Here is a 26,897-nt window from a genome sequence, read left to right as displayed (position 1 = left end):
GCTACGACAGCGTTCTGTCTTTGCAATCTCTTTCTCCATGTCGGTCGCTTGATGACGGTTTGCGGCATGGAATCCTCGAAACGGTCGAGTCTTAACCTGTGTTTGGCAATCAATGGGTATCCGGTTTTTTGTTGCTGGGAGCTTTCCTGGGCGGTGTGGCTGAGTCGCGAGCCGAAGAGATCGCACCGCTGCAAACAGAGACCGTTACAACGGACGCGACGCAGCGTTTGGCAGAAATGGTTTTAAAGCGTGATGATTCCTTTCGCTGGGACGTTCGTGCACGCGGCGAGATCGCGGGGTGCGACTATGTGGTGGTTCACTTGGTGTCGCAAACGTGGCAGGGAGTCCCCTGGCAGCACCTGTTGTACATCCTGAATCCGCCGGAAGTTGACCCGAACGAATCCAACGCATTGATGTTGATCAGCGGCGGATCGTGGAAAGCGGAGTGGGGATCGGATGGTCCCGGCACGATCGAAGTGCCACGCGAGGCGGCTTTGCTAGCGAGCGTCGCGTTGGAGGTGAAGACTCCGGTTGCGATCCTGAAGCAGGTTCCGTTTCAGCCGATGTTTGACGGCTTGAAGGAAGATGCTTTGATCGCCCACACGTTTCAGAAGTTCTTCGAAACGAATGACCCTGATTGGCCGCTGTTGCCTGTGATGGCCAGAGCAGCCTCGGCGGCGATGGACGCGGTCGTTGGCGCGACGAAGGATGAATGGGGATTGTCGATTGATGGCTTCACGGTGACGGGCGCGAGTAAGCGAGGCTGGACGACCTACCTGGTTGGAGCAACCGATCCACGTGTCAAAGCGATCGCGCCGATGGTGATTGACATGCTGAACATGAACCGGCAAATGAAACACCAGATCGATGCGTGGGGAGCGTATTCGCCGCAGATCGAAGACTACACACGCCGAGGTCTTCAAAAGATGATGGGAACGCCCAGCGGGAAATCGTTGCTTCAATTGGTGGATCCCTTTGAGCACCGGGCGGCTTTGACTATGCCGAAGCTGGTGTTGTTGGGCAGCAACGATCCATATTGGCCGGCCGATTCAACTCAGCATTACTTCGAAGAAATTCCCGGCCCAACTCTTCTGCTGAACATCCCCAACAATGGTCACGGTTTGAATGACATCCCGAGAATGGTTGGTGGCGTGTCGGCGCTTCATCGATACGTCTGCGAAGGCAAGTCCTTGCCCGAATGGAAGACTCGTTCGGAGAAAACCGCGGCCGGTTTGAAGATTGTTGCAACGAGTGACAAGGTTCCCGCGAAGGTGATGCTGTGGACGGCAACGTCGCCGACGCGTGATCTGCGATCGTCAACCTGGACTTCCTCGCCATTGGATGCATCTGATGATGGGAGTTGGAGTTCGGAAGTCACGTCACCGACTTCCGGTAGCTCAGCCGCATTCATCGAAGCTCAATACGAATCGGGCGGAACGTTTCCGTTGTCGGTGACTTCGCAAATCCACGTTTTACACTGAGACAAATCGCATGACGATTTTGTAGCTCGGTGGTCCCCCACCGAGACGCACCATCCAGTTCATTCACGATCTTCATTGCGAATTGTCCATCTCAGTCGATGGTCGAGTATCACGCCAGAACGTCGTGAATGACATTCCCGTGGACGTTTGTCAGTCGTCGTTCCAATCCGTTGTGGTAGTACGTTAGTCGCTCGTGATCCAGTCCCATCAAGTGCAGTAGGCTCGCATTGAAATCGTAGACGGATGTTGGGTTCACGGCCGCTTTAAAACCAAACTCATCGCTTTCGCCATAGCTGAATCCTTTCTTGACCCCGGCTCCGGTGAGGAAGCACGTGAAAGCGTCTGGGTTGTGATCACGTCCCGTTCCGTTGGATTGCAAGAACGGCATCCGGCCAAATTCGGTCGCCCACACGACCAGCGTGTTTTCGAGCAAGCCTCTTTGTTTCATGTCCGCGATGAGTGCCGCCGCCGGTTGGTCCATGATTTCGGCCTGCATCGCATGAGTCTTCGCGATGTTGGAGTGCGAATCCCAGTTCGTGATTCCATTGCCGCCGGCAGGATCACTGCCGTTGAACAATTGAACGACCCGAACTCCTTTCTCAATCAGCCGACGAGCCAGGATGCAGTTCTTGGCATATTCGCCACGCAATTCGCTGCCGCCTTCGACACCATAGGCCTTTAACGTCGCGGCAGTTTCGCCGGAAAGATCCATTACGTCAGGAACCGACGTTTGCATCTTTCCCGCCAGTTCATAGCTCGCGATTCGGCCGGCCAGATTAGCGTCGCCCGGATAGAGTTCCAGATGCTTTGCGTTGAGACGTTGAAGCAGGTCAACGGTGGCCGCATCCGCGTCGGGAGTCAGTCCGCTTGGACGGTGAAGATTGTTCGGAGGATTCTTCGCATTGAAGTCGGTTCCTTGGAACGCGGCGGGCAGAAATCCATTGCCAAAGTTGTTCTTGCCGCTGCGAGCCAATCCGCGAGGATCGTTGATTGCCACGAACGCGGGCAGCTCTTGGTTTTCCGTTCCAAGGGCGTAAGTCACCCAAGAACCAAACGACGGGAACCCTTCCATCGTGAAGCCGGTATTGAGAAAGTTCTCGCCTTGTGGGTGGGCGCTCGTGTCTGTGTTGAGCGAATGCAGAAAGCAAAAGTCATCGACTTGTTCTGCCAAGTGTGGCAGGAGATCCGAGACCATCTTTCCGGATTCGCCCCGTGGCTTGAAATCCCAGAACGGTTTGGCAATGTTTCCGGTGGGACCTTCGAAGGTCACCGCCGGGATGCCAGGTGGTTTTTGTCCGTGCAGTTTGGTGAGGGCCGGTTTGTAGTCGAACGTGTCGACGTGGCTGACCGCACCCGGGCAGAAGATCACCAGGACTTGTTTTGCCGGCACATCGAAATGTGCTTTTCGCGGCAGGTACGGATTGTTTGGATCGATCGAAGGCCGAATAGGCGTCTTGCCCCCGGCGGTGCCGACGTCCGATGCGAGCAACCCGTCCGATTGCAGGAGACTTGCCAGTCCAAGACCGGCAGTCGAAAGCCCCGCCGTACCAAGGAAGCTGCGTCGGTCCAACAAACGCCGACCGTGAGCAGAGATGTTCTCAGGAGTTGTCATGGTGAGTTGGTCCGATGTTATGGGAGGAACGCGAGTTCGTTGGAATTGATGAGCGCTCGGCATACCAAAGCTAGATTGCCGTCTTGAGCCACTTGCGAGCAAGCTGCTCGCTCGGTTTCGGTGGGTGAACGGCCAAGCAGGAGTTCGAAGCACCGTTCGATGGCAATATCGAGTTCGTCGTTCGATTCTCGCAACGCTCGCGTAGCGATCCGATCGGATTGTTCCAACACAAAGTCACTGTTCATTAAATTCAAAGCTTGCAGTGGCGTCGTCGACACAGGCCGTTTCGCTCGGACTTGTCCGCAGTCGGGAAAGTCAAAGGCGGTGAAAATTTGATCGTCCACGCGACGCATGCGTTCTTGGTACAGCATTCTGCGCCAGGTTTCGGGACCGTGATTATTCACCACTTGCCACTGCGCGTAGGTCGCTTTTTCGTTGTGGATTCGGTAGCTGCGTCCGCCAATTTTCAGGTCGATCGAACCGGATGCCATCAAAATCGAATCACGGATGACCTCCGCTTCCATCCGTCGCGGCGGGAAACGCCACAGCAAAGCTGCGCCAGCGTCCCGCTCGAGCCCTTTCTCGTTCGGTGAACTCGATTGACGAAATGCTTCGGACATCACCAGCATTCGAATGAGCGATTTGACGGACCATGCGGAGGTGTCAGCACTTGCCGGTGATACGAATTCAGCGGAGAGCCAGTCCAACAACTCTGGATGTGTGGGCAATGCGCCGGCACGACCAAAGTCGCTGGTCGTCGGAACGATTCCTGTTCCAAAAATGTGGTGCCACACTCGGTTGACCATGACTCTCGCCGTCAGCGGATTTTCAGGCGATGTCAGCCACCTCGCAAATTCGCGTCTGCGTTCGGGACCGGATGCCGAGGAGTCAAGTCCCAAGTCGCCGTCGAAAATCTCCGGAGCCGCGGGCATGACCTCGTCGTGAGGACTTTCGGGGCTGCCGCGTAGTAGCACCCGTGTCACGACAGGTTCGATGAACCGGCCCACAAAACTCGGCTGGGGACCTTCTTCGGATAGTTGATCGATCAACTTCTGAATGCTGTTGAGCGTTTGCTTTTGCTGCGGATTGTTCTTCAGGAGTTTGTCATTGACCGCCCAAGTGCCCGTCCACGGTTGCCATGTCCCGTCGTCCTGCATGATGTCCATGTCGAACTGATACTTCGGCAGGAACGGCTTCTTATTCAGGTAGTCAGTGTCATAGAAATATTCGCGGTTGTTGCTCAGGCGAAGACGGTTGATCGTTTGGGGACTTTGGAAGTTGAACTGGACCCATGGGCGTTCTTCTTTCTTCGCATCAAGTTTGGTCCGCCAGGCCATGGTTCCGTACTCGCCATCATTGACTCGCTCGATGGGGTTGCGACCGTCGGTACCTTCTTCAGGGAACCCCGTCACGATTGTGCCTTCGCGTGAATCAGCGAGGTTGCGGTTCAGCCCATGAGGACCGAGAACCTCCAGTTCGTCTAATCCCAAGTTGGGTGTCTTGAATCGGATGCGAACGGCCGTGGTTGTCGCCACGGGAAAATGAAGTTCGCGGTAGGCGCCCCAGTCTTCTTCCCAGCCCCCAGCTTCGCGAAGCTTGGCACGTTCAGATTGGATTTGCGTCCAGATTTCTTGGCCGCGTTTGCGGAGCGGGTGATCTGCAGAAACCTCTGGTTGGCGACTTCCGAATTCGACGTCTTGGAAGACCGCCGTCATCGAGTAGTAGTCTTGGATTGAAACCGGATCGAATTTGTGGTTGTGACAACGGGCACATCCAACGGTCACGCCCATCACGGAGGCACCAACGGTTTGCATGATTTCGTCCAAACGATCCGCGCGTGCTTGACGAATCGCGGTTGGCTCACGTCCGACGGTCGCGGCAGGAACGTGTGGACCAGAAACCAAGTAGCCGGTTGCTTCACCCGCGCCCATCGAATCGCCCGCGATCTGCTCTTGAACGAACTGGTCGTAGGGTTTGTCTTCGTTGAAGGACCGAACCACATAGTCACGATAGACCCAGGCGTTTTTTCGATACAGATTGGCTTCGGAACCATTGGTTTCCGCCCAACGAATCACGTCAAGCCAATGTTGTGCCCAACGCTCGCCAAAATGAGGTGACTGCAGTCGCCGATCGACGGCTTGTTCGTAAGCGTGATCACCAACGCGTGAGAAGTCATCGACAAACGCTTCCGTTTCTTCGGGACTGGGCGGGAGTCCCGTCAGGACGATCGATAGTCGACGAATCAACTGACGCGGATCTGCCGCGTCCGAGTAGGCAAGATCGTCTTCTGCCAATCGAGATAGAAGAAATGCGTCGACCGGTTGAAGTGTTTTGTCTTCATCGTTCGAGAGAGGCGGAACGTCGGGACGGACGATCGGTTGGAATGCCCAGTGATCCGATTCATTCTCAAAGACCGCGTCCATCTGACCCGGCCAATCGGCGCCTTCGGCGATCCAACGAGCGATCGTTTCGATTTCTTCATCGGGCAACTGATCGTCGTCGGGTGGCATCGCCATGTCTTCATCGAGATGGCGGATCACGTCCATCACGAGACTCTTTTCTGGATGACCAGGAACCAACGCTGGTAAACCCGAGTCACCACCACGCATCATGTGAGGGCGTGAATCGAGACGCAGACCGGATTCCTGTTCATCTTCGCCGTGACAATAGACACATCGATCTTTGAAGATGGGAGCGATGTCGTTTTCGTAGTCGACTTTCTCCGCCCAGCCGATGTTGGTCGTGCTGATTGCCAAGGCAACCAGCGACGCCGCGATGACCCAGCGGTTCCAACGTGATTGCAATCTCATCGTGCGGCCTCCCATCCGGCATTCCACTGTGCCAGCAGCTGGCTGGTCAGTGCGGGGTGTTTGTTAGCGATGTTGGTTGTCTCGTTGGGATCGTTTGCATGATCGAACAGCTCGACATAGATCGGAGTGGAACTCGCATCGCGATGGTCCTTCCAAATGACCAGCCGATATCGATCGGTTCGCATGGTGTACCCCATCAGGTGTTGCTCGAACAATTCGCGGTCCCACGACTCTCCCTGTTGCTCGATGATCCGTTCTTCCACTTGCTGAATCAAAGGCCCGAACCATGTTTCTCGCATGCCTTCTGAGAGCGGATTGGCAGCCCATTCGCGAAGTGCCGGATTGGGGTATTGGCTGAAGGCGGCCTTCTTCCAGGTTTGGTCTGGATCGTTCATCAGCGGTTTGAAACTGGTGCCTTCGGTGTGTTCCGGCACGTTGATTTCGGCTAATTCGCAAAGCGTTGGATAGATGTCGACCAGCTCGACCAAGGCGTCCGTTTTTGCGCCTCGTGCTTTCATGTTGGGAGCCCAAATCATCAGTGGGACTCGCGTCGCAATTTCGTAGTTGGTGGCTTTTCCCCAAACGCCCATGTCACCTAGGTGCCAACCATGGTCTCCCCAGACCACGATCACAGTGTTTTCGCGGACCCCGGCGTCTTCCAGAGCCGCAATCAGCTTGCCGATTTGTGCATCGACGTAGCTGACCGAGGCCAAGTAAGCATGCTTCAACGTGCGTGACAATTCAGGCGACAAGGGGCCGAACTTTGGGATTCCCGCGCGGGTACGAAGCTCAAAGGATGCGTGCAATCCCATCGCCGCACCGTTTTCAGGGGCGTTCGTTTCGTCGGCCATTGGGATGTCGTCAGCGTTGTAAAGGTCCCAATATTTGCTGGGAGCACACCAGTTCAGGTGAGGCAGTTTGTAGCCCATCGCCAGGAAGAACGGTTTTTCGTCTTCCTCAACCATTTCTTTCAATGTTGCGATGGCCATCTCGGTGTTGTAGCCATCGACATAGTCCGTGTCGGCGACATCGGCCTTTTCATAGGCCGGTCCGGCAGCCAAACCTCGCCGGGCGGCTTCGCCGTACTTTGCCAACATGCTTTTCATGTTGTCTGCCTTCGTCTTGTTGTTCTCAGGCAGTGCGTAAGGACCCCTGGGCTTTTTAATTCCATCGACACGTTTGACCGATTCGCGGTTCCAAGACCGTCCGTCGTCGGTGTCGCCTTGGTGGAAGATCTTTCCGCAGTAGGCCGCTTCATAACCGTTTGCGATGAAGTGTTCGGGCAGTGTCAGAATGTTGGGTTGCAATTCGCGAAGCGAAACGTAGTTGTGATAGAGCCCGGTGGTGTCAGGACGAGCCCCAGTCATCAGGCTCGCTCGCGATGGACGGCAGATCGCTTGTTGGCAGTAGGCACGGTTGAACAGCAGGCCGTCGGATGCCAGGCGGTCCAGGTGAGGTGTCTTTGCGATCGGCGAGCCATAGCAGCCCATTTCTGGACGCAAATCGTCGACCGCGATGAACAGGACGTTGAGTTTCTCGCCCGCGTAATCAACGGTTTGCGAAAGCAGGACAAAAGACAAAGTGAGTAACAATCGAAGCATGTTTCTCGGTGGGGCGATGGGGAGGGGAGGGATGTCGGTTAATCGTGTTGGCCGGTTGGGCGTCGGTCCCGGTTGCCAATTTGAGAACCGGGGCCAACGCCCAAACGGCTCGATCAAAGTGTCGCTGGCCAGCGAGGCCACCACTGCTTCTGTTCAGTAACCCAGTGGTTTTCCGGATTCGTAGAGCGATTGAATTTCAACCGTCGTCAATGCGGCGTTGTAAATCGTCAGCTCGTCGATGGAGCCGTCCAGGTTGCGGACCGCGAACCAAGGCGTTTCACGAAAGGGTTGGCCCCAGTTTCCAATTTCTGCGGGACCGATTCGTAGGGTGTCGATGCGATACTTGGGCTCGATGGCTTCGTTGCTAATGCGGGTGCCGTTCACAAACTGTTGCACCCGTTTGGAGGCTGGATCGTAAACCGCCACCAAATGGAACCACTGTCCGCTGTTGGCGATCTCCCAGAACGGTTCGGTGATATACACACGATGCAGCCCAGCGTCTTTGACAACACGTTGATCGCGTTCGTTGTAGAAACTGACACTTTGAGAATCATCGACCATGACGGAAAACATCAGACGCCCGTCGTCTCGAATTTGCCAGTGAGGCTCGCCGTTCTCGTATCCGTCGCCCATGAACAAAGCGTTGTAACGCTGGTCCAAGTTGTCGATCTTGACCCAGCAAGCAAACGTGAACGCTTGGAAGTCGCCATCGATGCGTGTCCGCACTCGAGATCCAGGACGATCGAAATTGATCGCCTGAGACGCGGTTCCAAAGCGTCCATCGACCACTTCGATGGGACCAACCAGCAAGCCATCTTCTGTGCCATCGGCGGTCGCACCATTTCGAATCGCACGTCCGTCAAGCTCTGAGGTTGCGAAGTGGGCGATCAGCCGCTCGTCGTCTTGCAACGAACGCATTGATTCTTGCCAATTTTGAAACCGCTGCGTCATCGCGGATTCGTCGCGGCGATGCAGATCCGTGGCGGTGATCATGTCCTCGATACCTTGGCTCGATGGAGACCCGTGTAGCGTTTGTCGTTCGCCGGTGTGCAAGTGCTGGCCATCCAGGCCACCGCCACGCAACATGATTTCTCCGTCGACGACTTCCACGCGAGCCGTGTCTGCCGAGACATCCATCGTGAATTCAGTTCCCAAGTCAATGACTTCGGATTCGGCCGTCTTGACCGAAAAACCACGGGCCGCTGGCGGCACTGTTGCTCTGAGCCGGCCCTGGTTCACTCGGACCGTCCAATCAGACTCGATGTCCAAATTCGCGGGGCCTTCCACGATCAAAGTGGCTCCGCAGAAAAAGTCGATCTCGGCGACGCCACTCTCAAATTGGAAACGACCATTGGGAAGCACATCACCGACTTTGGCCGGCATGGACGCGTCGGTCCACTTAAGATCAACGGCACGACGTAGCGTCGCGTGACCGGCAATCTGTGATTCGGGGGCGACCGATGCTGGTTCAACGACCTCAACGGTCCTGCTTGAGGTCAATCCTTGACGTCCCAGCCAAAAGGCAAGTCCGCCAACGACAAAGAGTGCGGTCGCAGCAATCATCAACGAACGAACTGCGAAGACGCTCGGCCATCGGTTCAGTGGCAAAGTGGCGGTCGGTTCTCTCGAGGTAGGCAACGGCGCCGCAGCGATATCATGCAGTGACTCACACGCGTTGACGGCCTTCAAATACGCGAGCCGCGCATCTTCGCTCGTTTCGAGCAAGTCTTGGAGTCGATCAAAGTCTTCGGAAGAGATCGTTTGATCGATTGCCTGGTAGATGAGCTTTTGAAAAGCACTATCCATGATGAAGCTCCTGTTGCAATTGCTCTTCGACACAACGCTGCAGCGAAGCACGCAGGACATTGAGCTGATAGTACAACTGACGAGCCTTTTGGCCGGTTTCTTTTGCAATCGATATGACCGATTGTCCTGGCGAGTGAACGCTTAGCACCAATTGACGTTGCGACTCGCCAAGCTTGGCCAAGCATCTTTCCATCGCTTGGCGTTCGTCTTCGCGTCGTTCCAGTTGCGTTGTCGCCGAGGTGGCAAGTGCTTCCACCACCGAGTCGCGAAAGACCAACCGATCGCGTCCCTGGTCACGTTGCCAGCTGAGAGCTTTGTAGCGTGCAATGACACAAGCCCACCGGACAAACTCGTCTTCGTGTCCTGAGTTCTGCGTTGCGAAGTCATCGAACTTGCGCCAGCACTCGAGAGCCGTTTCTTGCACGACGTCTTCGACCGCGTCTCGGTTGGCGAGGAGGGAGCGTACGAACCGACGGATCGATAAATCGTGGCGAGTCAGCAACGCCACGAATTCGTTGTATCGCTGTTCTCGCTTGTTCGAATCGATGCTGTTGCGGGGTGGATCACTAGCGGCCATACATTTTCCTCCACCTTGTCATTCCACGCACCGACGGATTTACAAAGAATTTGGTGGACCGTACGCACAATCACCGAAATCATTCGGAAGAAGCCGTTTGATGGTCTATTCGAACGTCTTTGCCGGTGGCATCTCAGATTGGATCGAGTCCCAAGTTGCCAGCAATTCTTGCAGGCGATTCGCGTGCGTCTCAGACAGGTCGTTGGACTCGCTGAGGTCCGATTCCAGGTTGAAGAGCTCGATGGGTTGGTTTTGACGAGCCTGGACAAATTTCCAATCGCCATGCCGAAGGGCTCTCGCACCACGCGGCATTCGCCACCAAACCGTTCGGTCTGACTCGAAGGTGCCTCGGCCGATCCAAGGCAAAACATTTGTGCCATCGGTTTCGAGCTGAAAGGTTTCGTCGACAGCCAATGGCAAGAACGAAGCGGCGATGTCGAGACTTAGGACAGGAGCTTTTTCTTCAGCTCCCGCGGGAATCGTTCCGGGCATGCTCCAAATCATCGGGATGCGAACACCACCCTCGTAAAGGCTGCCTTTGCCGCCGCGAAGTGGTGCGTTGCTACTGGTGAGTTCTGCCGTTGGTCCACCGTTGTCGCTGAAGAAGACAACAAGTGTTTCTTGTCGTAGCTTTTGTCGATCGAGTTTCTTGATGATCCGGCCGACCCCACGATCCAAGGCGATCAACATGCCGGCAAAGATTCGTCGTTGAGGATCGGCGATGTGATCCATCGCGGCGTGATCTTCAAGCGAGGCTTGCATGGGCGAGTGCACTGCGTTGTACGAGACAACCATGGCGAAAGGATTCGACGCGGCTTGTGAGATGGTGTCGACCGCTTTGTCGGTGATCGTATCCGTCAGGTAGTTCCAATCATCGATTGGTTCGCCACCATCGAGAACTGGATTGCCAGTGTCATAAGCGGGTTCGTTGATTCGAGCGTAGTTGCCGCGAATCGTTCTTTGGTTGGTTTCGAATTGTCCGGCCGGAAGCGAGTTGTCTCGCAGCATGGTCCAAACGTTTTCATACGGCGGACCGGGGACATAGAAGTGACCTTCGTGCAAGAATCCAAAGAAGCGATCAAAGCCTTTTGATGTTGGAACCTGCGGCGGGCGAGTGCCGAGGTGCCACTTGCCAATCAGCGAAGTGTGATAGCCAGCGGACTGAAGATGTTCGACGAAGGTCTTTTGCTGGGGTGGCAAACCCGCGTTGGGATGGTTGTTGCGTTCTCCGGTCGGGTTGAGGTCATAACCAAACCGAGATTGGTAACGGCCCGACATAAAGCCGGCTCGAGACGGGCTGCAATACGACGATGTCACATAGCCGCTGGTGCAGCGAACTCCCGAGCGGGCCAATGCGTCAATCGCGGGTGTTGGGATCTCGGCGTTGCCCATCATCCCGGTTTCGCCATACCCAAGGTCGTCCGCGATGATCACCACCAAATTGGGTTGCGATGATACGGCGGTGCTTTGCCAGTAAAGAGTGAGAGTCGCCAGGGTCACGCAGACGATGCAACGGCCGACGATCGAGTGTGGGGGCAACGCTAGCATGACGAGGCTTGGGTGGGGGGAGTTGGTTGGGGGGAGTTGGTTGGGGACCTTTTAGTTTATCAGGGCCACAGGGCCACAGGGCCACAGGGCCACAGGGCCTCAGGGACTCAGGACTCGTTCGCGCATGAAAAAACCGGGCGTCGTGAGGACGCCCGGTTGATGTTTTCAACGATTCGAAGTGGCGATCACTCGCCTTCGGTCGTGCTGGATGTGGTCGAGGCTGGTTCGCCATCGCCTCCGAGCAACGGGAAGGATTCTTCGAGTGCCGAGACAGGAGCCTGCGACAGTTCTTCGAGTGCTTCGCGGCGGTAGTTGACTTCCGACTCTTGGAAGATGCGGAAACCGGTACCGGCTGGAATCAAGTGACCCAAGATGACGTTCTCTTTCAAACCGACCAACTTGTCGACCTTGCCCGCCAAAGCGGCTTCGGTGAGCACCTTGGTGGTTTCTTGGAACGACGCTGCCGAGATGAACGAGTTCGACTGAACGGCGGCCTTGGTGATACCGAGCAACTGGGTGCTGGCCGTTGCACTCTTGCAACGTTTGCCCTTCGCAGGCGTTCCGCCCATCGCTTCGACTTCGGCGTTGGTTTGTTCGAACGCTTCCTTCGGCACGATCGTGCCTTCGGTGTAGTCCGTGTCACCTGGGTTGGCGATCTTGATGCACTTCTGCAAGTCTTGGTTGGCTTTGCGGAAGTGGAATCGGTCCATCACGCTGCCGGGCAACAGGTTGGTGTCGCCAGCGTTCTCGATCTTCACCTTGCGAAGCATGCGAGCGATGATGATTTCGCCGTGCTTGTCGTTGATTTCCACACGCTGGCTGCGATAGACCTGTTGGATTTCGTGCAGCAAGTATTGCTGAACGGCTTCTTCCCCGGTCACACGCAAGATGTCGTGAGGAACCAACGCACCATCGACCAAGGCTTGACCAGCCTTCACTATGTCGCCGGTGTGAACCAGGAAGTGCTTCCCGTGAGGCACCAAGTGCTCGCGTTCGATCCCTGATTCACTGCGGACGATGATCGTTCGCTTGCCACGTTTACGTTCGCTGAGGATTTCGACTTCGCCGTCGACTTCCGCGATCACAGCCGGATCCTTTGGCTTACGAGCCTCGAAGATCTCGGTCACACGAGGCAGACCACCGGTGATATCCGAGACACCGCCCGTTTCACGAGGCATTTCAGCGAGGACTTTACCGGGAATGACTTCTTCGCCTTCCTTGACCGAGATCGTTGCACGTTCGGGCAAGTACTGTGCGTGAAGCGGACGACCGGTTTCGTCTTCGATGACCAGTTGCGGGTGCAAGTCACCCTTGTGGTCAATGATTGTCATCCGGGTGTTACCACTGGCTTCGCGATCCAGACGCATCGTTTCGCCTTCGACAACGTCTTCGAAGCGAATCTTACCGGTCACTTCCGACAAAATCGGAATCGAGTACGGGTTCCATTCGCAAAGGACTTGTCCGGCGGTGACTTTGTCGCCTTCTTTGACCATCAACATGGCACCGGTTGGGATGTCGTACGATTCGACTTCCCGACCGCGATCGTCGACCAACATAATTTGACCGTTTCGGGTCAACACGATGTCGCGACCTTCGGCGTTCGTCACAGCCTTCATTCGTGTCAAACGAACTTCACCGTCACGGCTGGTCTTGATGTCCGACTCTTCGACTTGCTTGCTCACCGAACCACCGATGTGGAACGTACGCATCGTCAACTGAGTACCGGGCTCACCAATCGACTGAGCGGCGATGATACCGACGGCCATGCCTTCTTCGACCATCGATCCGGTCGACATGTCCATGCCGTAGCAGCATCGGCAAACACCCAGAGGAGCGTCGCACGACATCGGCGTACGAACTTGGATTTTTTCCAAGCCCATCGCTTCGATATTGCGAGCGATCTCGGGAGTGATCATTTGGTTCGCTTCCACGATCACTTCGTCGGTGACCGGGTTGACGATCGACTTCAAGCTGACACGACCGTTGATCGATTCCGCGAGCGAAACTTCGACCTTTTCACCACGGTAAACGACACCCTTCGTGATGCCTTGAGTGGTGCCGCAGTCATGCATGGTGACCACAACGTTCTGAGCCACGTCGGCCAGCTTACGAGTCAGGTAACCGGAGTCAGCTGTTTTCAACGCCGTGTCGGCCAGACCCTTTCGAGCACCGTGCGTCGACGAGAAGTACTCGAGCACCGACAGGCCTTCGCGGAAGTTTGCCTTGATGGGCGTTTCGATGATTTCGCCGGTTGGCTTGGCCATCAGACCACGCATACCAGCGAGCTGACGAATTTGCTCGATACCGCCCCGTGCACCCGAGTGCGACATCAAGAAAACGGGGTTGATGTACCAGCCGCCGGGTCGGATGTCGTTTTCCATCGCCGACATCATGTCTGCCGTGATGGCTTCGCGAGCGTGGGTCCAGGCATCGAGAACCTGGTTGTATCGTTCCTTGCCCGTCATCAGACCGCGGTCATAAGCCTTCTTGTGCTTCATGACATCTTTTTCGGCTTCTTTGATGAACTGTTGCTTGGTGTCCGGAGTCACCAAGTCATCCGTCGCGAAGGACAGACCACTGCGGGTGGATTCGCGGAAACCAGCTTGCATCATGTCGTCGAGCAAGTGAATCGTTGCTTTGCGACCGAGACGCTGGTAGCAGTCACTGATCGATTTGGCCAAGTCACCGCTACGCATGGCGCGGTTGTAAAAATCCATCCCGACGGGGAGCATTTCATTGAAGCGAACGCGACCCGGGGTGGTGTCAATGATGGCACCGTATTCACCGCTATCGTCGTCGGTCTTCAGTTTTTGGTACTTCGGCAAACGCAACTTGATTCGCGTGTGCAAACCGACGATGCCTTGAGCCAACGCGTAGTCGACTTCTTCGTAGGTGCTGAACGTCATGCCCTCGCCCTTTTGATCGGGCATCTCGACGGTCATGAAGTAGCAACCCATGACGATATCCTGCGAAGGACTCATGATGGGCTTTCCGTTCGAAGGTGCGAACACGTTGTTCGTGCTCATCATCAACGTGTGAGCTTCGACTTGGGCTTCGATCGAAAGCGGCAAGTGGACGGCCATTTGGTCGCCGTCGAAGTCAGCGTTGAAGCCTTTGCAAACCAGTGGGTGCAAGTGAATCGCGTTGCCTTCGACCAAGGTTGGTTCGAAAGCTTGGATGCCCATCCGGTGCAACGTTGGTGCTCGGTTGAGCAACACGGGGTGGTTCGTGATGACTTGCTCAAGGATATCCCAAACCTCTTCGTCTTTTCGTTCGAGCATCTTCTTGGCCGACTTGATCGTGTCAGCGTGGCCAAGCTCTTTGAGGCGACGAATGATGAACGGTTGGTACAGTTCGAGCGCGATCTTCTTTGGCAAACCGCATTGATGCAGTTTCAAACGAGGACCGACCACGATGACCGAACGGGCCGAGTAATCGACTCGTTTGCCGAGCAAGTTTTCGCGGAAACGACCCTGTTTCCCCTTGATCATGTCGGTCAAGGATTTCAATGGACGGTTCGACGATCCCAACACGGGACGCTTGCAACGGTTGTTGTCGAACAACGCATCGACGGACTGTTGGAGCATTCGCTTTTCGTTGCGAATGATGACTTCCGGTGCATTCAGATCGACCAGTTTTCGCAAACGGTTGTTGCGGTTGATGATCCGGCGATACAGGTCGTTCAGGTCGGACGTCGCGAAGTTGCCGCTGTCCAACAGAACCAACGGACGCAAATCCGGAGGAATGACCGGAATGACATCGAGGACCATCCACTCGGGACGGTTGTCACTGTCACGGATCGACTCAACGATCTTGAGTCGGTTGATCAGGTCTTTCTTCTTTTGCTTGCTGCCGGTTTCCGCCAAATCCACACGCAGTTGATCGGACAGCGTGACCAGGTCGAGCTTGTTCAGCAGATCGCGAACGGCTTCCGCACCCATGTCGGCTTGGAAGCTGCCTGAGCCGTATTGTTGACGTGCAGCGCGGTATTCCTCTTCGGTGAGGAGCTGCAGCATTTCCAGGTCGGTGTCCTTCGGATCCGTGACCACGTAATCCTGGAAGTAGATGACCTTTTCCAGCGAGCTGGTTTTCATCGCGAGCAGGTTGCCCAGTCGCGATGGCATGGCCTTGAAGAACCAAATGTGAACGACGGGAGCCGCCAGTTCGATGTGGCCCATGCGTTTGCGACGCACGCGACTGTGGGTGACCTTCACGCCGCAACGGTCGCAGATCATCCCTTTGTATTTCATCCCACGGTATTTGCCGCAGGCACATTCCCAGTCCTTCTCAGGGCCAAAGATGCGTTCGCAGAACAAACCGTCTTTTTCAGGACGGTAGGTTCGGTAGTTGATCGTTTCGGGTTTTTTGACCTCACCGAACGACCATGCTTTGATGTCTTGAGGTCGCGCCAACGAGATACGGACGGAGGCGTAATCGTTGATGCGATCGTAGTTGCTGGTTTCGCCAATGGACATTCTGAGAAGCTCCTAGCTATTAGCAATTCGCTGCTAGCTTTTTTGCTGGTGCAATTGATGTTGGGAAGAAGGTCAGAAGACGGGGGTGAGTCATTCTTCTGACGCTTGAGTTCGAAAACCGGGGGAGTTCAAAACCGGGGAAGGTCTCGCGTTCGCCCCGTCCAGGCCAGCGTGATGCTGGCCCGAACAACCAAAGCCGCCAACGAGACGCTGGCGGCAATTGGCTTCCTTAGATCGGCCGTTTCTCGAGTTGCATGTTCAGGGCCAGACCACGAATTTCGTTGGTCAACACGTCGAAGCTGGCAGGTGTGCCGGCCTCGAGAGTGTTTTCTCCCTTGACCATCGATTCGTAGATCTTGGTTCGACCTTCGACATCGTCGGATTTCACCGTCAGCAATTCCTGGAGAATGTAAGCGGCACCATATGCTTCCAGTGCCCACACTTCCATCTCTCCGAAGCGTTGGCCGCCGAAGCGAGCCTTTCCGCCAAGAGGTTGCTGCGTGATCAACGAGTAAGGTCCGGTGCTGCGTGCGTGGACTTTGTCGTCGACCAAGTGGTGAAGCTTCAGCATGTAGATGTAGCCCACCGTGGTTTCCTGTTCCATCGGCTCTCCCGTTCGACCATCGGTCAAGCGGATCTTACCGTGAGCTGGCAAGCCGGCTTCCGCCAAGCAGTCGTTGATTTCCGATTCGCTGGCACCATCGAAGATTGGGGTGAGTGCTTGGAATCCAAGCTTGGCTCCCGCCCAACCCAAGTGGGTTTCCAAAATCTGACCCACGTTCATCCGGCTGGGAACTCCCAGCGGGTTGAGCATGATTTGAATTGGAGTTCCATCGGGCAGGAACGGCATGTCTTCGATCGGAAGGATCTTGGCGATCACACCCTTGTTACCGTGACGTCCCGCCATCTTGTCACCGACGCTGATCGTACGCTTGGTCGCGATGTAGATCTTGACCATCTGCAGCACGCCCGAGCGAAGTTCATCGCCACGTTTCATGCTGTTCAGTTTGCGATCACGCTCGTCGATAGCTTGTTCGACGTTTTGCCATTGCGTTTGGTGAACCTTCTCGGCAGCTTTGCGTTTCTCTTCGTCTTCGATTTGCTCGAGGACCAGTTCCAATCGGAAACTGGTTGCACGTTCGGCAACGAACTTAGGATCTTGTCCGTCGGCCAGTGGTGTGCCGGTCGAGTCTTTCAGCTTGACGCCGGAAGCTTCTTCCATGTCACGAATCAACGACTCAAACGTGCTGGCAATTTCTTCATTGCCTTCGGTTTCGTGTTGTTTCAGTTCGCGTTCGAACGCCTTTCGCTCGTCTTCGCCGAGGCTCATCCGGCGGCTGAATTTCTGGGTGTCGATGACGATGCCTTCGATGCCCGATGGTACTTCCAGCGAGTCGTTCTTCACGTCTTCACCGGCACGACCGAAGATCGCGTGAAGAAGTTTTTCTTCAGGCGTCAGTTCAGTCTTGCTCTTTGGCGAAACCTTGCCGACCAGAATGTCGCCAGGCTTCACGTAGGTTCCGGTTTGAACGATCCCGGTGTCATCCAAGTTGCGAAGTGCTTTTTCGGAAACGTTCGGGATGTCTCGCGTGAACTCTTCGCGACCCAATTTCGTTTCGCGAATTTCGACGTCGAAGTCTTCAATGTGGATCGAGGTGTACGTGTCATTTCGCACCAGCTCTTCGCTGATGATGATCGCATCCTCGTAGTTGAATCCGTCGAACGACATGAAGCCGACCAAGACGTTTCGTCCGAGAGCCAATTCACCTTTTTGGGTGGCAGCACCGTCGGCGATGATTTGGCCTTTCTCGACCTTATCACCAACCGTGATGAGTGGCTTTTGGTTTTGGCAGGTTCGTTCGTTGAGACCTTGGTACTTTTTCAGTGGGTAGTGATCGCTACCGATCTCGATACGAGTCGCATCGGCGTAGGTCACTTTGCCCGCACGGCGAGCACGCACGACCATCGCACTGTTTTTGGCGACTTCGCGTTCCATTCCGGTACCGACAATCGGCGGCTCGGTGACCAACAATGGCACCGCTTGCCGCTGCATGTTCGATCCCATCAAAGCACGGTTTGCATCATCGTGCTCGAGGAAAGGAATCAATCCAGCAGAGACACCGACCATCTGTGCGGGAGCGACATCCATGAAGGACACTTGCTCCGGCATCACGATCTCGAAGTCACTACGGAAACGAGCGATCATGTTAGGTCCGGGAACCAGGGCACCGTCTTTGACTTCGGTGTCAGCAGGTGCAACGTAGGATTCGCCTTCCTCATCGGCACGCAACCAAACGGTTTCGTCGCTGATTTTGCCGTCGATGACTTTGCGGAACGGTGTGCAAAGGAATCCGTAATCGTCCACGCCGGCGTAAATCGCCAACGAGCTGATCAGGCCAATGTTCGTACCTTCAGGAGTCTCAATCGGGCAGATACGACCGTAGTGCGAAATGTGCACGTCGCGGACTTCGAAGCCCGCTCGTTTCCGGTTCAAACCGCCAGGGCCGAGAGCCGAAAGACGACGTTCATGTGCCAATTGCGACAGCGGGTTCGTCTGGTCAACGACCTGCGAGAGTTCGCCACGACCGAAGAAGAAATCGATCGCTGCGGAAACGCTCTTGGGGTTGATCAAAGATCGAGGCGTCATGTCTTGAGCGTCTTTGACACTCATGCGTTCTTGAACCGTACGACGCAGTTTCAAGAATCCCTTGCGGAGCTCTTCGCTGGCGAGTTCATCGATGGTACGCAAACGACGGTTGCCCAAGTGGTCAATGTCGTCGATCTCGGCACCGCTGTCCGCATCGAACAAGTCGATCAGGTAGCGGATGGCAGCGATCATGTCGTCAGGACGCAACGTCATGACGGTTTCTTCGACGCCCAGACCCAACTTGCGGTTCAGACGGAAACGACCGACTTTGCCCAAGCGATAACGGTTGTCGTCGTAGAACTTCTCTTGGAACAGCGTGCGAGCTTTTTCCAATTGAGGCGGGTTGCCCGGACGCAAACGCTGGTAGATCCGCAGCAACGCTTCTTCGTGGCTGGCGGTGTTGTCGTCGGCAAGAGTGTTGAAGATCAACGGAACCTTTGGAAGGTCCATTGCTTCGACCGAAGTCACACCGGCGTTGCAGATCGTTTCCGAAAGTTCGGTGGTGATCTTGTAGCCAGCTTCCACGATGATTTCGCCGGCACGTTCGTGACCGCTCGGGTAAACCACATCGTCGACAGCGATCTTGTTTTCGATCTTGGTCGCGTCTTTTCCGCCGTTCACCTTGATGGTGCCGGTTTCGTAGAACGCCGACAGCAGATCCGCGTCGGTGCTGTACTTCGGATCCATTGCACGCAGCAACATCGTCGCGGCGAACTTCCCGCTTTGGTCAATGCGGACGGTCAACGCGTCTTTCTTGGTCACGTTGACTTCGATCCACGAACCACGTTCGGGGATCACGCGGCACGATGGCAATTTGCGATCGGTCGTGGTGTCTTGTTCTAGAACGAAGTCGACGCCGGGGCTGCGGTGCAGCTGCGACACAACCACACGCTCGGCACCGTTGATGATGAATTCACCACCGCCCAGCATGATCGGCAGGTCGCCCAGATAGACTTCCTCTTCGATGGGCTCTTCGCGATTCAGTCGCAACCAAATACGCAGCGGGCGACCATAGGTTAAACGCAGCTGACGGCATTCCTGAATTGTGTAGCGGGGTTTCCCCAACTCGTAGTACAGGTACTCCAGCGTCGTATTCCCGTCGTAACTGGCGATCGGGAAGATTTCCCTCAGTACGGACTCCAGCCCGTGATCTTTGCGAGCGTTGCTGGCCGCATCTTCTTGCAAGAATGCCGCGTAGGACACTGTTTGCAGGGCGGTCAGGTCGGGCAAATCGAACTGGCCCAAGCCGGTGCCGAATTTGCGAATCGAGGTGGGTTCGAGGCGACGCTGAGTCGTAGTTGCCATCGTGAGTGGGAGCTCCTTCGCGGGGAAGAACAAAAACACCAACACAGCCCGGAATCCGCCCACACATTGTTTGGAGCTTGATTCGTCGAAACCGCATCAATGAGATGACGAAATTGGTTCGTTGGAACTCCGGCGGTGAGTACCGCTTGCCAGAATGAACTGTCGCTTATCAGCAGTTGAAAAATCGATGAAATCGAAAGTTCAAATGCAGTTCCGGTTCCAAAATGCACCCCGGCAACGGAATCTAAAGCGTGAAACCCATTGCCAACAAACGAATCCGTTCGAGGGAATTGGCTTCGCGAAAGAGAACCGCGAGAGGAGTGGAAGGAACGTAACTCTTAGCTCACGAAGGACTTCGAGAAAGAAAAGTTAGACGGAAATGAGGGAGGACAGAACGAATACAGACGCGTCACGCAACACCGGGCCGAAGATCACTTTCGAAACTTTAACGATTGATCTTGCATCCGCAAAGGGCAACCAAACGAATTTTGGTCTGGTTTATGCTCAGCGGGAATTCGGCGGCAATTTAAGAAGCGAGCGTCCGCGGCCGGGCACTTCATGTACCCGGCCCGTGAAGCCGTCGTGAGCAATCGATCCAAAACCAGGATTCCGCAAAAATGTCGCGAAAAACAATGGTTTTGAGGCAATTCATCAACGATGTCAGCCCGTGGCCGCAAGCTGACCGCGTCCGGCTCCACGCTAGGCGAACTCGCGGAGGTCCGGCTAAGCCTACGTGCATTGATGGGACGGTCAACATCTGATTCCTTAATTTTGGTTACCGCACACACCATCTCAACAATTCCAGATTTGGTAGTCAAAGTGATGTCATTTGGCTAACCGACGTTGCGGGTTCAGGTTAAGTCACCCAGGTCGCCGAGACTGCTTTGCTAGCAAATGCTGCCAGGGCGAAAAAAAAGTCTCTGTGAAGTGGCTATAGACTTCTCGCCCGTATTTCCTAATCACGCTAGGTTGTCTGCTCGTTTCGCCGGCCCGTGTTCTCGCGGGGGACTCCAGGTGCTCGCGGAGTACTCATCGATGAGTTCGCCGGATGAGTCAGGTGTTTTTCGCGATCTTCCCCGTTCGGGGCAGAAGCGGCGCCGTTGAGATGGCGAAATTCAGCTCAAATAGCGGGCTGTGCGGCACTGAGGCCTGGTTTTGCCCCGCGCCGTACGTTCCGCACGCGGCTTCGCGTCCTTTCTCCTCCGTCCATCCTCATTCCCGTTCAAGCTTTCTCAAGGAGCCAACATGCCAGCCGCTGAGCCATCCTCCAGTGAAGTTCAGTTCTCCGGTCCTGTTCACCTGGCGGTCGATCTTGGGGCGTCCAGCGGTCGCGTGATTGCCGGCGGAGTGAATGACGGGCGATTGGAGCTGGTGGAGACTGGGCGGTTTGTGAACCGGCCGTTGAAGGTGCAGGACGCGATGCTGTGGAATCACCTGCAATTGTGGCAAGACATCCAGGACGGTTTGCGCGACGCGGCGTTGCGGGCTCAGTCCAGTTGGACGGGAGCGACCATCGCGTCGGTCGGTGTGGATACCTGGGGGGTCAGCTTTGGCTTTGTCGATCGTCACGACCAAATTGCTGGGCCGGTATGGCATTACCGCGACGCTCGGCACCGAGGTATGGCCGAAAAGATCTGTGAGATCGTTCCCAAGGAAACGATTTTCCAAGAAACCGGCATGCAGTTCATGGACATCAACTCGCTGTGTCAGCTGATCGCGGCGAAGCAGAATGGGGATTCCGTTTTTGAAACGGCCGAATCATTTCTGATGATGGGGGACTTGTTCCACTGGTTGCTGTCGGGAGAACGATCGGTTGAAGCCAGCAACGCATCGACGACCCAGTTGCTCAATCCGGCCACGCAAAGTTGGTCGACCAAGTTGCTGGATGGATTCGGTTTGCCTTCCAGGTGGTTCGCGGAGCCTTCGCCTGCGGGCACGACGATTGGCAACGTCCAATCCAGCGTAGCGATGGACACCGGACTGCATGATGTGCCAGTGATTTTGCCCGCGACGCACGACACGGCGTCAGCGGTGCTGGCCGTTCCCGCGGAAGGATTCGCGCCGGCGTCACCGGATTGGTGCTACATCAGCTCGGGAACTTGGTCGTTGATGGGCGTCGAGATTCCCCAGCCGAACGTGTCGCCGCTGTGTGCCGAATTGAACTTCACCAACGAAGGTGGCGTCCGAGGAAGCACTCGGCTGTTGCAAAACATCGGCGGTCTTTGGATCTACCAGCAGATTCGTTCGGCACTCGATCGCCAAGGCAACGCGCCGTCTTGGGCGGAGATGACCCAGGCTGCCGCTGGTGCGGAACCGTTCGCATTGTTGGTCAATCCAGATGATCCGGCGCTCGTTGCTCCTGACAACATGATTGATGCGATTTGCGGGCTGGCTGGTCGGACGGGGCAACGAGTTCCAACCGACAACGGTGTTCTGTTTCGAGGTGCCTTGGAAGGTCTCGCACTTCGGTACCGGATGTGTCTGCAGCATCTGGAGGCGTTGACGGGATCGCATATCAAGACAATTCACATTGTCGGTGGTGGCTCGCTCAACGCTTTGTTGTGTCAGATGACCGCTGACGCTTGCGGACGCCAAGTCGTGGCGGGCCCAGTCGAAGCAACCGCGATTGGAAACATTCTGATGCAGATGATTGGAAGTGGATCGTTGCATTCGATTGACGAAGCGCGTCAGTTGGTTCGCCACAGTTTCCCAACTCAAACTTATGAGCCTCAGCAGACAGATCGCTGGGACGAGCCCGCCGCGAAATTCGCGACGTTCTTTGAGTGAGTGTTAACATCGGGTTTGGAAACGATGGCCGCAGATGATGAATCGCTTGTTGCTCACAAGCAGGAGATTAGAACGGCCGCGCAAGTGGCTCGGCGGGCGCAAACTGACAAGGATGGTCTCAGTCGGTTGATCGTGGGCACCGTCACGCAGTTGCCCGCCTATCGGGAGGCTGCTTGCGTGATGTGGTACATCGACGTCCGGTCAGAAGTGCAAACCCGGCATGCATTGCCGGCAGCTATCGATAGCGGCAAGAAGGTCGTTGTGCCTTTCTGTGTCGACGGCGAATTGGAGCTGTTCCATTTGGAATCGATGAGTGAGCTTTCCGAAGGCATGTACAAGATCCTCGAGCCTCGTGAAGAATTGCGAGGCGTTGCCGCCAAGCGTGTTCGCTCAAGCGATCTGGATATCGTCTTGGTTCCCGGCGTTGCTTTTGATCGCCAGGGAGGTCGCGTTGGGCACGGGAAGGGTTACTACGACAAGCTTCTAGGCAATGTCCGATCGGATGCGAGTTTGATTGCGTTGGCATTTGAATGCCAGGTGGTCGATTCGGTCCCCGTGCAAACGCATGACGTTCACATGGACATGGTTGTCACTGAGAACCATGTGTATCCCGGCACAGGCCGCCGTTCGTAAGCGTTGGCGAAAATGGTTGCGAGGAATCAGACGCGTTTTCTTTTCTCTGTCTTCATGTCCTCCTGCGAATGTCGAGCTCGACTGCGTTAGACTCTTGGCGTGAATGCATTCTGCCGGATCATTGGGGTGCCGGCTCATTCCTTCGTTGCTCACAAGGAAAGTGTGACTTCAATGAAACGCTCTGTATCGACGATCACTTCAGGTTGTTTCTGTCTCGTTTGGTTTGGCCTTCTTTGTCACCCAGGCACCGTGCGCTCCCAAGATGCTTCCAGTGGATCGGGGCAGGAAGCGGATGTGAAGCCACCGGCGCTAGGGCTCATTGAAATTCAATCGATCGTGAACGACACCGAACTGTCAGAAGAGATCGGTTTGTCACCTGAGCAACGGAAAACGATTCTGGTCGCGATGCAGAAGTATCGCGATGCTTCGATGAAAGGGTTTCGTGCAAAACCGGGTGAACGCATCTCCCACGAAGAGATGAAGGAATTGATGGACACGGCGGTTCGCGACGCCAAAAAAGTGCTCAGCGAGGATCAGCAATCAAAGTTGATGGAACAGGTTGCGAAGAAGCGGGCCGAGCTAGTCGCCCGGCCTCGCACTCGGGCTTATTCGTCCGATCAAATACAGGAAATGAGCAAGCTCAGGCAGATCCAGACGGAGCTGATGCGTCTGTCTTTTGACACGGAACTTGCAGAAAGGTTGGGACTGACCGCCGAGCAGCGGGTGGAGTTGAGCGAAGTGCAAAGGAAATATCGAAGTGCCTCCGAAGAGTTGCGGAACGGCGAAGAGAGACTCGACATTGGGCGGCGAAATGAAGTTTTGCAGGAAGTGGTGATGAGCTCACAGACCATCCTCACGCCGGAGCAATCCGAGAAGCTGTCATTGAAGATTAGAATTGAGCGATTGAGACGCAAGCACGGCGACGAGTTTGCGATGATCAATGGATTGGCGGAAGACTTCGGTTTGGATGAAAAGGCCCAAGCAAAACTCAGCGAGAAGATCGAAGAGGTTCGAAAAGAATACTATGACGACTGGATGGAGCTGAAGAAGAAATCGATGAAGTCGATTATTAGTGAGTTGCCACGCAAACATCGTGAAGAAGTCGAGGCAGCGGTCCGCGACTTCGTTGAAGAGGATCCGCGTGACAAGATGAACCGTTTTCGGTTTGTTGCTCCATCGCCAGCGAAAAAGTAGTGGGCGGAAAAGCCAGTCTCGTGAGTGGTCGTCGCCGGCCGGTTGTTCCGGCTGGGCAAGTTGCGGTGTTGCGATGGTCTGCCGATAGCGCGGCAATTTCTAGGCGGAGGTTGGACGATAAGCCAACGACACAGCCGACGCGGAGTGGCTGGTTTCTTCCGCTCATCGATTGATTGGGATTCTCATTCATGCCGTTTCTCTCCGGTAGCCTTTCCTTTGAACGATTTCGCGTCAACCAATTTGAAGACGGCCCATTCGGGCAGGAACACATCGAACGGATGGCGGAAAACGTGGCTGGGCGAACGGAAACCGCCAACGAAGAAAACGTGCACCTAGGTTTTCTTGGCGGCGATCACCTTTTCGATCAAGATTTTGATCTGGCGAAAAACATCATCGACGATGCTGTCCACTTCGGTGTTCGTGTCGATACCAACCAAGTGCCTTCGGTGATCAAGAAGGCTTGGCTGTCGATGGAGCTCGCCGCGTTGAGCCGCGAAAATCCGGGCGGGAAACCGACCAAGTCGCAACGCAAGGAAGCCAAGGAAGCGGTCGAGCAACGCTGCGAGAACGAAGCGGCGACTGGCAAGTACCGCAAGTTCCAGCAGCATGCATTGCTATGGGATTGCAGTCGTGACTTGCTGTATTACGGCGGAACCGCAGGCACCGGCAGCGGTCACTGCATCGATTTGCTCGAACGAGTTTTCGGGATCGAGTGCGGGCACATCAGTGCTGGCGTCGTCGCGCAGGATTGGGCGCGAGACAACGATCGCTACGCGGAAATGGACGATGTGATGCCTGCCAGTTTCGTCACCGGTGAAGCGTTCAGCGGCGTCGCATGGGCCAACGAGCATTCCCAGTCACCAGACTTCCTGGGCAATGAGTTCTTGTTGTGGCTGTGGTGGATGCTGGAAACAGAAACGGACACGATTGAGACGTTTGACGGAATCGAAGTCACGTTGATGTTGGCCAAGACGCTTTCGCTGGAATGCCCCATTGGTGAATCTGGCAAAGAGTCGATTTCAGCGGAGTGCCCCGTCAAACTGCCCGAGGCAATGCGAGCGATCCAAAGTGGCAAGTTGCCTCGCAAGACAGGCATGACGCTGATCCGCGAAGGCCAGCAGTTCGACCTGACCTTGCAAGCCGAAACGTTCGGAATCAGCGGCGCTCGCATCCACTTGGACGAAGATGACGACGACTTCGGTCCCGAAGATCGCATCGAAGCAGTGCGGACGCTTAGCGACACGATCGACGGGTTGTTCCACACGTTCTGTGATCGCCGGACCAGTGAAGCCTGGTCGGCGGATCTGAATGGCATGCGGGGTTGGCTTGCACCAACCCAAGCGGCTCGAAAATCAGCGGCCTGATCAGAAGGAGTCGGCTTCGATGACTTCGTAATTGGCTCGGGTCACCAAAGCGTGGTAGACCTTCAGGTCAATGAACTGCGACAGCATTCGTACCGATCCATCACTCAGGACGAATTGTGCACCAGCGGCGTGATAGCTGCTGAAGTCTTCAAAGTGGCCAACGTCGCTGTTCGGAGTGTGGTCGGCTGCACCAACGATGCGAGCGGCGGCGGCATTGGCCTCAGGGATGTATCCCTGCCAAATCGAGCCACCCAAACGACTGTTGCGTTCACCAACCATCACGGTTTGGCTCAGTCCATCCAGCACGTCACGGAAACGGTGGCGGCTGTTGCCGTAGAACAGTCCGTCGCCGTGATACATGTCGTCGTGGATGTCAAACGTTCCGAACACGCCGGCGTAGTTGCTCTTGGCAATCTTGAATAGGAACTCGTCGCCGTCGTCGACATTGTGTCCACTCTCGTGTTCGTCGTCATGATCATCATCATCGTCGTCGTCATCCAGTGCCGCTGAGTGGTCATGTTCGTGCCCATGACCATCCCCATGGGCTTCGGCGATGAAGAACAGAGTCTCTAGCGGATCGCTGGGGCAGATGTAGCTCGGGATCGATGATTCACGTGCTTGTTGGTTCTCGTCTTCTTCGATGGCCAATCCGAATTGGATGGTGTCGTAGATGTTTCCGCTTTCAATTTGCGGCGTGATCGCGGCGGCCCAGCCCCAGCCGGGTTCGTGGTGGTCGATGTCGTCGGCCAACCAACCGCTCGGCAACTGGTTGAAGATGCCGTGGTAGTTGTGTAGGGCGATGCCCATTTGATGCAGGTTGTTTTGGCACGACATCCGGCGAGCAGCTTCGCGGGCCGCTTGGACAGCGGGAAGCAGCAGGCCAACGAGGACACCGATGATCGCGATGACGACCAGCAATTCAACGAGTGTGAATGCGTTTCGTTGCGAGGATCCGGAAGTCGAACGATGGCTTGGGTTCGCGTGCACACGTGCAGCGCTGGAGGAGAAGTTTGGCATGGAATGAGACCTGAAAATGAGAACGCAGTGGCTCTCGATA

14 protein-coding genes are annotated in these 26,897 nt (G+C 55.6%); 5 read left to right on the top strand and 9 right to left on the bottom strand.

Features of this window, described 5'->3' with window-relative positions:
* Window positions 1-98 precede the first annotated feature (98 nt).
* The gene (locus RE6C_RS18905; RefSeq protein ID WP_008659094.1) at window positions 99-1,481 is read left to right on the top strand and encodes a PhoPQ-activated pathogenicity-related family protein; all 1,383 of its coding nucleotides are present in this window, start codon (window positions 99-101) and stop codon (window positions 1,479-1,481) included.
* 109 nt (window positions 1,482-1,590) lie between these two features.
* Here RE6C_RS18905 and RE6C_RS18900 read toward each other — a convergent pair whose 3' ends face one another.
* From RE6C_RS18900 to rpoB, 8 genes are all read right to left on the bottom strand, one after another.
* Entirely contained in the window at window positions 1,591-3,093 is a 1,503-nt protein-coding gene (locus RE6C_RS18900; RefSeq protein ID WP_008659092.1) for a DUF1501 domain-containing protein, read from the bottom strand.
* Between the two features lie 17 nt (window positions 3,094-3,110).
* Complete coding sequence (locus RE6C_RS18895; RefSeq protein ID WP_008659090.1) at window positions 3,111-5,918, bottom strand: PSD1 and planctomycete cytochrome C domain-containing protein; 2,808 nt, start codon at window positions 5,916-5,918, stop codon at window positions 3,111-3,113.
* On the bottom strand, window positions 5,900-7,504 hold the full coding sequence (locus RE6C_RS18890) for a sulfatase (protein ID WP_008659089.1): 1,605 nt from the start codon (window positions 7,502-7,504) through the stop codon (window positions 5,900-5,902). Before RE6C_RS18890 ends, RE6C_RS18895 begins: the two co-directional genes overlap by 19 nt.
* A gap of 153 nt (window positions 7,505-7,657) precedes the next feature.
* Window positions 7,658-9,310 (bottom strand): LamG-like jellyroll fold domain-containing protein, encoded by a 1,653-nt coding sequence (locus tag RE6C_RS18885; protein WP_008659087.1) that lies wholly within the window; start codon window positions 9,308-9,310, stop codon window positions 7,658-7,660.
* Window positions 9,303-9,887, bottom strand: coding sequence for a sigma-70 family RNA polymerase sigma factor (locus tag RE6C_RS18880; RefSeq protein ID WP_008659085.1), 585 nt, complete (start codon window positions 9,885-9,887; stop codon window positions 9,303-9,305). Before RE6C_RS18880 ends, RE6C_RS18885 begins: the two co-directional genes overlap by 8 nt.
* A gap of 105 nt (window positions 9,888-9,992) precedes the next feature.
* Window positions 9,993-11,435 carry a sulfatase-like hydrolase/transferase gene (locus tag RE6C_RS18875; RefSeq protein ID WP_008659083.1) on the bottom strand — a complete coding sequence of 481 codons (1,443 nt, stop codon included), beginning with the start codon at window positions 11,433-11,435 and terminating at the stop codon, window positions 9,993-9,995.
* 185 nt (window positions 11,436-11,620) lie between these two features.
* Complete coding sequence (rpoC, locus tag RE6C_RS18870) at window positions 11,621-15,910, bottom strand: DNA-directed RNA polymerase subunit beta' (RefSeq protein WP_008659081.1); 4,290 nt, start codon at window positions 15,908-15,910, stop codon at window positions 11,621-11,623.
* Window positions 15,911-16,139: 229 nt separating this feature from the next.
* Window positions 16,140-19,862 (bottom strand): DNA-directed RNA polymerase subunit beta, encoded by a 3,723-nt coding sequence (gene rpoB / locus RE6C_RS18865; RefSeq protein WP_007340662.1) that lies wholly within the window; start codon window positions 19,860-19,862, stop codon window positions 16,140-16,142.
* A 1,245-nt stretch (window positions 19,863-21,107) separates the two neighbouring features.
* Here rpoB and RE6C_RS18855 point away from each other — a divergent pair.
* The 4 genes from RE6C_RS18855 to RE6C_RS18840 all read left to right on the top strand — a co-directional run bounded on the left by RE6C_RS18855 (window position 21,108) and on the right by RE6C_RS18840 (window position 25,840).
* Window positions 21,108-22,649, top strand: coding sequence for a rhamnulokinase (locus RE6C_RS18855; protein ID WP_008659078.1), 1,542 nt, complete (start codon window positions 21,108-21,110; stop codon window positions 22,647-22,649).
* Between the two features lie 24 nt (window positions 22,650-22,673).
* Window positions 22,674-23,282: a 5-formyltetrahydrofolate cyclo-ligase gene (locus RE6C_RS18850; RefSeq protein WP_039962558.1), complete on the top strand. Its 609-nt coding sequence runs from the start codon at window positions 22,674-22,676 to the stop codon at window positions 23,280-23,282.
* 336 nt (window positions 23,283-23,618) lie between these two features.
* Window positions 23,619-24,476, top strand: a complete 858-nt coding sequence (locus tag RE6C_RS18845) for a hypothetical protein (protein ID WP_236618336.1) — start codon at window positions 23,619-23,621, stop codon at window positions 24,474-24,476.
* Window positions 24,477-24,664: 188 nt separating this feature from the next.
* Window positions 24,665-25,840, top strand: a complete 1,176-nt coding sequence (locus RE6C_RS18840) for a hypothetical protein (protein ID WP_039962556.1) — start codon at window positions 24,665-24,667, stop codon at window positions 25,838-25,840.
* On the opposite strand, the gene RE6C_RS18835 is transcribed toward RE6C_RS18840, so the two are convergent.
* A complete protein-coding gene (locus RE6C_RS18835; RefSeq protein WP_039962555.1) occupies window positions 25,841-26,857 on the bottom strand; it encodes a DUF1559 family PulG-like putative transporter in 1,017 nt (338 codons plus the stop codon).
* Between the last annotated feature and the right edge of the window lie 40 nt (window positions 26,858-26,897).

It is taken from the genome of Rhodopirellula europaea 6C, assembly GCF_000338295.1.
Taxonomy (GTDB): domain Bacteria; phylum Planctomycetota; class Planctomycetia; order Pirellulales; family Pirellulaceae; genus Rhodopirellula; species Rhodopirellula europaea.
This window is presented reverse-complemented; position numbering and strand designations above follow the sequence as displayed.

Bases quoted from the DNA above. Each gene is read 5' to 3' on its own strand.
- RE6C_RS18890 (WP_008659089.1), bottom strand. From the start codon at position 7,504: ATGCTTCGATTGTTACTCACTTTGTCTTTTGTCCTGCTTTCGCAAACC.
- rpoC (WP_008659081.1), bottom strand. From the start codon at position 15,910: ATGTCCATTGGCGAAACCAGCAACTACGATCGCATCAACGATTACGCC.
- RE6C_RS18835 (WP_039962555.1), bottom strand. From the start codon at position 26,857: ATGCCAAACTTCTCCTCCAGCGCTGCACGTGTGCACGCGAACCCAAGC.
- RE6C_RS18895 (WP_008659090.1), bottom strand. From the start codon at position 5,918: ATGGGAGGCCGCACGATGAGATTGCAATCACGTTGGAACCGCTGGGTC.
- RE6C_RS18885 (WP_008659087.1), bottom strand. From the start codon at position 9,310: ATGGATAGTGCTTTTCAAAAGCTCATCTACCAGGCAATCGATCAAACG.
- RE6C_RS18880 (WP_008659085.1), bottom strand. From the start codon at position 9,887: ATGGCCGCTAGTGATCCACCCCGCAACAGCATCGATTCGAACAAGCGA.
- RE6C_RS18855 (WP_008659078.1), top strand. From the start codon at position 21,108: ATGCCAGCCGCTGAGCCATCCTCCAGTGAAGTTCAGTTCTCCGGTCCT.
- rpoB (WP_007340662.1), bottom strand. From the start codon at position 19,862: ATGGCAACTACGACTCAGCGTCGCCTCGAACCCACCTCGATTCGCAAA.
- RE6C_RS18850 (WP_039962558.1), top strand. From the start codon at position 22,674: ATGGCCGCAGATGATGAATCGCTTGTTGCTCACAAGCAGGAGATTAGA.
- RE6C_RS18900 (WP_008659092.1), bottom strand. From the start codon at position 3,093: ATGACAACTCCTGAGAACATCTCTGCTCACGGTCGGCGTTTGTTGGAC.
- RE6C_RS18840 (WP_039962556.1), top strand. From the start codon at position 24,665: ATGCCGTTTCTCTCCGGTAGCCTTTCCTTTGAACGATTTCGCGTCAAC.
- RE6C_RS18875 (WP_008659083.1), bottom strand. From the start codon at position 11,435: ATGCTAGCGTTGCCCCCACACTCGATCGTCGGCCGTTGCATCGTCTGC.